Origin of the sequence: Paenibacillus medicaginis (assembly GCF_042138635.1) — a bacterium.
Lineage (GTDB): Bacteria > Bacillota > Bacilli > Paenibacillales > Paenibacillaceae > Paenibacillus > Paenibacillus medicaginis.
In genome coordinates, this window is the sequence record NZ_JBHIRY010000064.1 from 1 (window position 1) to 6,752 (window position 6,752).

Consider the following 6,752-nt stretch of genomic DNA (forward strand, 5'->3'; position numbering starts at 1 on the left):
TTACCACAGCTTCCCAGACCGCTGGATGCCGACGCGTTGGAATCGTTCTTGCCGTGGTCAGCCTCGCTTCCGGCGGATTGCCGGGTGAACAAGATTCCTCAATAATATAGTCCAAATCGGCTCTTACCGATAGGTGGGGGCTATTTGACGTTCACAAAAAAACCGGACTCTCCAAAAAGAGCTCGGTTTTTTAGATGGTCTGGTTATTTGCTTGCTTCGCCAGCTTTCTCATTCACGACCGTAGCGGTACTGATCGCACTGCGATCAAACGTTAGCTTGGTAACGTCGTTCACACGCAGAACTACAATATCATCTGTAATCTCTACAATGGTTCCATGAAGTCCCCCGATAGTGACGACCTTATCCCCTTTTTTCAGAGCCCCCAGCATGGAATTGCGTTGCTTCTGTTTCTTTTGCTGTGGTCGGATAAGCAGGAAGTAGAAAATAGCAAACATCAGAATGAACGGCAATACCATACCCAAGAGGTTATTGGTCCCACCACCGGCAGCCGCTGCTGCAAAATTCAACATATTATACTTTCCCCCCTTTCAAGACCTAAAGCATCATTGCATGGCTTGTTTAGAATCCTTTTTCATTATCATGAAGACCGTACTGCTCGAAAAATTCGTCCCTGAAGTCCAGCAATCTGTCCTCCATGATGGCCTGTCTTACATTACGCATCAGGTTAAGCAGGAAGTACAGGTTATGATAAGTTGTTAGCCGGAGGCCGAATGTTTCGTCAGCCTTGATCAAATGACGCAAATAAGCGCGCGAATAGTTTCTGCATGTGTAGCAATCACAAGCGGGATCCAACGGGCCGAAGTCACGCATATATTGGGCATTGCGGACAACCAGACGTCCCTGGCTTGTCATTGTTGTGCCATTACGCGCAATACGGGTTGGAAGCACACAATCGAACATATCGACACCGCGGATAGCGCCTTCAATCAGCGCGTCAGGCGAACCCACCCCCATCAGGTAGCGGGGCTTGCCCGAAGGAAGCAACGGCACGGTAGACTCCAGCATTTCATACATCATATGCTTCGGTTCACCTACGCTCAGTCCACCTATAGCATACCCCGGGAAATCCATGGAAGTCAAATCGGCCGCACTTTGCTTTCTCAGGTCTGCATGCATGCCGCCCTGAACAATCGCAAACAGCCCTTGATCATGTGGACGGGCATGGCTTTGGAGGCAGCGTTCCGCCCACCGGCTCGTGCGTTCCAGTGATTTTTTTACATACTCATACTCCGCAGGATATGGAGGACATTCATCAAATGCCATCATAATATCCGACCCGAGCGCATTTTGAATTTCCATGGCCACTTCGGGGGAAAGGAACTTCTTATCCCCGTTCAGATGGGAACGGAATTCAACACCTTGCTCGGTAATTTTGCGCATTTCGCTTAACGAGAATACCTGAAAGCCCCCGCTGTCCGTCAGGATCGGGCGATCCCAGTTCATGAATTTATGCAGTCCGCCGGCTTCCCTGACAATGTCATGGCCCGGACGAAGGAAGAGATGGTACGTATTGCTCAGAATAATCTGGGCATCCATCTCTTTCAGCTCTTCAGGGCTCATTGTTTTGACAGTAGCCTGTGTCCCCACCGGCATAAAGGCAGGAGTCTCGATCACACCGTGCGGCGTATGCACTTTTCCAAGCCTTGCTCCGGACTGTTTGCACGTTTTGATATGTTCATAAGTAATTGCAGGTGACATGATATATACTCCTTAGGCTAATCATTAATAAATAAACATGGCATCCCCGAAGCTGAAAAACCGGTATTTACGGTCAATCGCCTCCTGGTAGGCTGTCATGATATGCTCGTGGCCGGCAAGGGCGCTGACCAGCATCACGAGTGTTGATTTGGGCAAATGAAAGTTGGTGATCAGCGCATCCACCACTTTAAATTCATAGCCCGGATACATGAAAATTTGGGTCCAACCGCTCATTTCTTTAAGCGGGCCGCCCGCGCATGCACTCCCCACCGTCTCAAGCGTTCTGCAACTGGTCGTTCCAACTGCTATGATCCGGCCGCCTCGTGCCTTCGTATCATTCAACAGCTCGGCCGTCTCCCTGGACAAGGAATAATATTCCTCATGCATTTCATGCTCTTCGATCACCTCAACGGACACGGGCCGGAAGGTTCCCAAACCGACATGAAGCGTAACAAACGCGATGGACACCCCGCGGCTGCGGATCTCGTCCAGCAGCTCCTCAGTAAAATGCAGCCCCGCAGTCGGTGCGGCGGCAGATCCTTCATGCTTCGCGTATACAGTCTGATAGCGTTCCTTGTCATCCAGCTTCTCACGGATATACGGCGGCAGGGGCATTTGCCCAAGTCGGTCCAGAATCTCCTGAAACACGCCTTGATAAGAAAAAGTAATGATTCTCGCGCCCATGTCGCCTTCTTCATCAACCCGAGCTTTCAATTCATCACCAAAAAGGATCACAGTGCCCTTCCTCAGCTTTTTGCCCGGCTTCACGAGCGCTTCCCACCGGTCACCCTCCAGATTCTTGAGCAGCAGCACTTCAGCCTTGGCGCCTGTGTCTTCCTTAACTCCAAAAAGGCGGGCAGGCATAACCCTTGTATCATTCAACACCAGGGTATCTCCCGGATTCAGGAAATTTACAATATCCTTGAACGTATGATGCCCGATTTTACCGCTTTGTTTGTTTAACGCCAGCAGCCTGGAGGAGCTCCGCTCCTTGAGCGGTGTCTGCGCAATCAGCTCCTCCGGCAGATGGAAATCATATAAGTTTACATCCATTTATATCTTCATTCCTTAACTATAGAAACATTCTGGTAGTATTGTTGCAAAATTTCCTTATAATCATACCCTTCATCCGCCATCCCCTTGGCTCCCATTGGGGCAACCCGAGACCATGACCGTTGCCTTGGCCAGTAAAGATGAAGCGCTGCTCCTTATCAATCACACGAGCTTTATGGGACCCGTTCATAACCACCATGCCGCTGCCGGACCATGTGCTCTCTCCGCTGTCGGAAATCGACTCAGCTCCTGCAGCTCCGCTGATGTGGTTCGTTTGCCCATCAGCGCCTAATACAGTATAACTGCCTGTTCCGCTAATATCAAACTTCGTGCTTGGCAGGCGGCCCATTGCCGAACGGTACATATCCGGATATTTTACGCTCTCCCCGTTCCATACTTCCGGCGGATCGGCAGTAGTGCCGCCGGCGTACCACTTTTTATCAGCTTCGTCCTTATGAGCCATCATACTTTTATCCTCTATTGTCCAAAAATGCCCTCAGTTCCCTTCAGGCATGGGCAGACCCAAGTGAGTGTAGGCGGCAGGCGTAGCAATCCTTCCCCGAGGTGTTCTTTGCAGCATACCGATTTGCAGCAGATACGGCTCGTATACATCTTCGATCGTCTGGCCTTCCTCTCCTATTGTCGCTGCAATGGTATCCAGCCCGACAGGACCCCCACGAAAATTCTGAATCATCGCTTTCAGCATTTTATGGTCAATTTCGTCCATCCCTCGCGGATCAATCTGCAGACGCTGGAGCGCTTCCTCAGCGACAGCCTGGGTAATCATCCCGTCTCCCTGTACCTGCGCAAAATCTCTGACCCGCTTCAGCAGCCTGTTGGCAATCCGTGGCGTTCCGCGCGACCGCAGCGCGATTTCTTCCGCCGCATTGCCAACAATTTTGATCCCGAGAATATCGGCTCCACGTGATACAATAAAAGCAAGCTCATCCGTCGTATAAAACTCCAGACGGCTGATCACACCGAACCGGTCGCGCAGCGGAGCTGACAGCAGGCCTGCCCTCGTCGTTGCTCCTATGAGGGTGAAAGGAGGCAAATCCAGTCTGACGGAACGTGCGCTGGGGCCTTTGCCGATCATAATATCCAGAGCAAAATCCTCCATCGCCGGGTACATCACCTCTTCAACGGTTCGATGCAGCCGATGAATTTCGTCGATAAAGAGAACGTCCCCTTCCTGAAGGTTGGTGAGCAGGGCAGCAAGGTCGCCCGGACGTTCAATGGCAGGGCCTGATGTCGTCCGCAAATTCACGCCTAATTCATTGGCGATGATGTTGGCCAGCGTCGTTTTCCCCAGTCCCGGCGGACCATATAAAAGCACATGATCAAGCGCCTCATTACGCATTTTGGCCGCTTCGATATAAATTTTCAGATTTTCCTTAACCTTGTTCTGTCCGATATATTCATTCAAAAAGCGGGGACGCAAACTCAGCTCCACCGCCTGGTCTTCCATCATTAAGTTCGCCGAAATAATCCGGTCTTCCATATGGCATCGCTCCTATTCTGCTGTCAGTCCTTCCGACTAACCTGCGAACAGCATCTGCAGCGCCCGTTTCATCAGGATATCTACAGAGTCGTCCGGCGAAGTATCTTTCTTCATCTTGGCCCATGCTTTGTCCAATTCGGCATCCGTATAACCCAGCGCTTTCAGGGCCTCGCGGGTCTCGCTCCAACACGAAACCTCCCCTTCCTCAATGGCCTGCGGAGGCGCAAACAATCCCGTGTCCATCGCAGCCGAGCCGATGCCGTCCAGCTTGCCCTTCAAATCAAGAATCATGCGCTGGGCCGTCTTTTTACCGATTCCCGGCAGTTTCGTCAGAAAAGCAATATTCTCCTGATAAATGGCGGATACGACATGTACAGGCGTTCCACCTCCCAAAATACCCAAGGCAACCTTCGGCCCGATTCCCGATACCTCAATCAGCTTCCGGAACAGCTGCTGTTCTTCACGGGTAGAAAAGCCGAACAGCAGGATCGCATCTTCCCTCACGTGATGATGGGTATAAACCGTTACAGCTGCTTCGGATTTAGCAAAAGCGTAGGGGTTGGGACAAAATACACGGTATCCAACTCCCTGCACATCAAGTACAATATAGTCATTTTCCAAATGGGCAACCTGTCCCCGTAAAAAGTCAATCATCTCCGTAATACCTCATTTAGTTTGGAATTTAAAGTATAAGAATGGGCGTGACATATCGCCACGGCCAAAGCATCAGCCACATCATCCGGCTTGGGCACGGCTTGCAGCTTCAGGAACATCCGAACCATCTCCTGCACCTGCTGCTTCTCTGCTTTGCCATAACCTACGATGGCCTGCTTGACCTGCATCGGTGTGTATTCGGCAACCGGGAGACCGCTTTGAACGGCAGCGAGCACAAGCACCCCGCGCGCCTGGCTGACCGTCATTGCGGTGGTGACATTCCGGTTGAAAAAAAGCTTTTCCAATGCAACAGCATCGGGCTTGTATTTATCAATCAGCTGCTTCATGCCCTCATAGACTTGCAGCAAACGTTCTTCCTCTGGCGTGCGGGCTTCCGTCTGGATGCATCCGTACTGAACCGGAATCACCTTGCTGCCCTGTTTATCGACAAATCCGAAGCCTACGATCGCAATCCCCGGATCGATTCCCAAAATGCGCAAAACCATCTCTCCCCTGTGTACAAAAAGCGAACATATGTATTGTTAACTTCATTATAACAAATGTTTGATGCCTTGAGTCGAAAAACTTTCTTTTAAATGGCACGGCAAAAAGAGACGCGTTTTGCGCGTCCCTTCTGCCTGTAATCTTTTTAGTATTCCTGTCCCATCACTTTACGTGTCTGTTCCACCGCATAATCGCTGAAGGTCGAGATCACACTGTTATACTCCTCTATATCCTGGATTCGAATTCCATCCCGCAACTGCTGAAAAACACCCTCCGGCAACGATGTTTCCATGCTGCCTATATCAAGCTGAAAAAAGGTACGAATCACCTTTTCCTTTTGCGGTGGACCTTCAAACAGAGTCAGTTGCCCTTCGGAGCCGATTCCCATATACGAATTTTTTTTACATACCGGGGAAAGATCTGCAACTTCCCGTTCAAGCCACACCTCTCCTTTGGGGTTCAAGCGGCCGCTCCAATCCGGATGCTGTGTCAGCAAAGAGGCCAGGTCGTCAGCCTGATAGATGCCGAGTAGCGAGGTTTCAGTCCCGCAGACATAGTTGGTAAGCAGATGGACTTCTCTGCTTAATTCGGTATTCCGCACCGATTCAATAAACTTCCTCTGCTGCTGGGAAAGCTGATCCTTCAAGTTCCCTTCTTCGACTTGCCCCATGGCCTCCATCGTCGCAGGCTCCTCACCTGTCAGAAGATCCTCAAGATGATCAGACAGCATAACCGTATAAAAAGCAAAAGCTGCAGCGCCCGCCATAAAGAAGGTCCATAATGCCCTTCTCCATTGTCTCCAACGGCGTCTGAACTGTTTTTTCAGTTTGAGTCGGTTCACATGAATCCCTTCTATCCCACTTTTTGTGTTAGTGTGACCGAGGGAACCTGACTTTATACGTTTAATTGCTAATAAAAAGAAACCCGCTAGAGGATCTAACGGATTTCTTTTTGTTTATGAATCGGGACGACACGATTTGAACATGCGACCCCCTGGTCCCAAACCAGGTGCTCTACCAAGCTGAGCTACGTCCCGTTATAAATGCCGGTAAGAGGACTCGAACCTCCACGGTTTCCCTCACGATTTTGAGTCGCGCGCGTCTGCCAATTCCGCCATACCGGCTTATTTACTGAAGATATGTTCTGTAACCTTAAATCATAACAACGTCCCCTGAGAGATTCGAACTCCCGACCTTTTGATTCGTAGTCAAACGCTCTATCCAGCTGAGCTAAGGGGACAAAACTTATGGAGCGGACGACGGGAATCGAACCCGCGACCCTCGCCTTGGCAAGGCGATGCTCTACCGCTGAGCCACGTCCG

At 50.6% G+C, this 6,752-nt stretch carries 7 protein-coding genes, 3 tRNA genes and 1 pseudogene; all 11 read right to left on the reverse strand.

The features are described from left to right. Positions 1 to 203: 203 nt before the first annotated feature. The 11 genes and pseudogenes from yajC to ACE5LO_RS27535 all read right to left on the reverse strand — a co-directional run bounded on the left by yajC (position 204) and on the right by ACE5LO_RS27535 (position 6,670). Entirely contained in the window at positions 204 to 530 is a 327-nt protein-coding gene (gene yajC, locus ACE5LO_RS27485) for a preprotein translocase subunit YajC (protein ID WP_375523097.1), read from the reverse strand. 49 nt (positions 531 to 579) lie between these two features. After that, the gene (gene tgt / locus ACE5LO_RS27490; protein ID WP_375523098.1) at positions 580 to 1,719 is read right to left on the reverse strand and encodes a tRNA guanosine(34) transglycosylase Tgt; all 1,140 of its coding nucleotides are present in this window, start codon (positions 1,717 to 1,719) and stop codon (positions 580 to 582) included. 24 nt (positions 1,720 to 1,743) lie between these two features. Continuing rightward, the gene (gene queA, locus ACE5LO_RS27495) at positions 1,744 to 2,772 is read right to left on the reverse strand and encodes a tRNA preQ1(34) S-adenosylmethionine ribosyltransferase-isomerase QueA (RefSeq protein WP_375523099.1); all 1,029 of its coding nucleotides are present in this window, start codon (positions 2,770 to 2,772) and stop codon (positions 1,744 to 1,746) included. 8 nt (positions 2,773 to 2,780) lie between these two features. Further along, positions 2,781 to 3,151 (reverse strand): annotated as a pseudogene (locus tag ACE5LO_RS27500) (SpoIID/LytB domain-containing protein); the annotation flags it as partial. Positions 3,152 to 3,268: 117 nt separating this feature from the next. Next, positions 3,269 to 4,273, reverse strand: coding sequence for a Holliday junction branch migration DNA helicase RuvB (gene ruvB / locus ACE5LO_RS27505; RefSeq protein WP_375523100.1), 1,005 nt, complete (start codon positions 4,271 to 4,273; stop codon positions 3,269 to 3,271). Between the two features lie 36 nt (positions 4,274 to 4,309). After that, positions 4,310 to 4,927, reverse strand: coding sequence for a Holliday junction branch migration protein RuvA (ruvA, locus tag ACE5LO_RS27510; protein WP_375523101.1), 618 nt, complete (start codon positions 4,925 to 4,927; stop codon positions 4,310 to 4,312). Then, a complete protein-coding gene (gene ruvC, locus ACE5LO_RS27515) occupies positions 4,924 to 5,427 on the reverse strand; it encodes a crossover junction endodeoxyribonuclease RuvC (RefSeq protein ID WP_375523102.1) in 504 nt (167 codons plus the stop codon). The genes ruvA and ruvC overlap by 4 nt, the downstream gene beginning before the upstream one ends. A 149-nt stretch (positions 5,428 to 5,576) precedes the next feature. Then, positions 5,577 to 6,272: a BofC C-terminal domain-containing protein gene (locus ACE5LO_RS27520; protein WP_375523103.1), complete on the reverse strand. Its 696-nt coding sequence runs from the start codon at positions 6,270 to 6,272 to the stop codon at positions 5,577 to 5,579. 121 nt (positions 6,273 to 6,393) lie between these two features. Further along, a tRNA-Pro gene (locus ACE5LO_RS27525) sits at positions 6,394 to 6,467 on the reverse strand. 7 nt (positions 6,468 to 6,474) lie between these two features. After that, positions 6,475 to 6,554: transfer RNA gene (locus ACE5LO_RS27530), tRNA-Leu, on the reverse strand. Between the two features lie 42 nt (positions 6,555 to 6,596). Next, positions 6,597 to 6,670 (reverse strand) — tRNA-Arg (locus ACE5LO_RS27535). Positions 6,671 to 6,752 lie beyond the last annotated feature (82 nt).

Excerpts from the sequence above, each read along its gene's own strand:
- yajC (WP_375523097.1), bottom strand. The coding sequence starts at position 530 with ATGTTGAATTTTGCAGCAGCGGCTGCCGGTGGTGGGACCAATAACCTC.
- tgt (WP_375523098.1), bottom strand. The coding sequence starts at position 1,719 with ATGTCACCTGCAATTACTTATGAACATATCAAAACGTGCAAACAGTCC.
- queA (WP_375523099.1), bottom strand. The coding sequence starts at position 2,772 with ATGGATGTAAACTTATATGATTTCCATCTGCCGGAGGAGCTGATTGCG.
- ruvB (WP_375523100.1), bottom strand. The coding sequence starts at position 4,273 with ATGGAAGACCGGATTATTTCGGCGAACTTAATGATGGAAGACCAGGCG.
- ruvA (WP_375523101.1), bottom strand. The coding sequence starts at position 4,927 with ATGATTGACTTTTTACGGGGACAGGTTGCCCATTTGGAAAATGACTAT.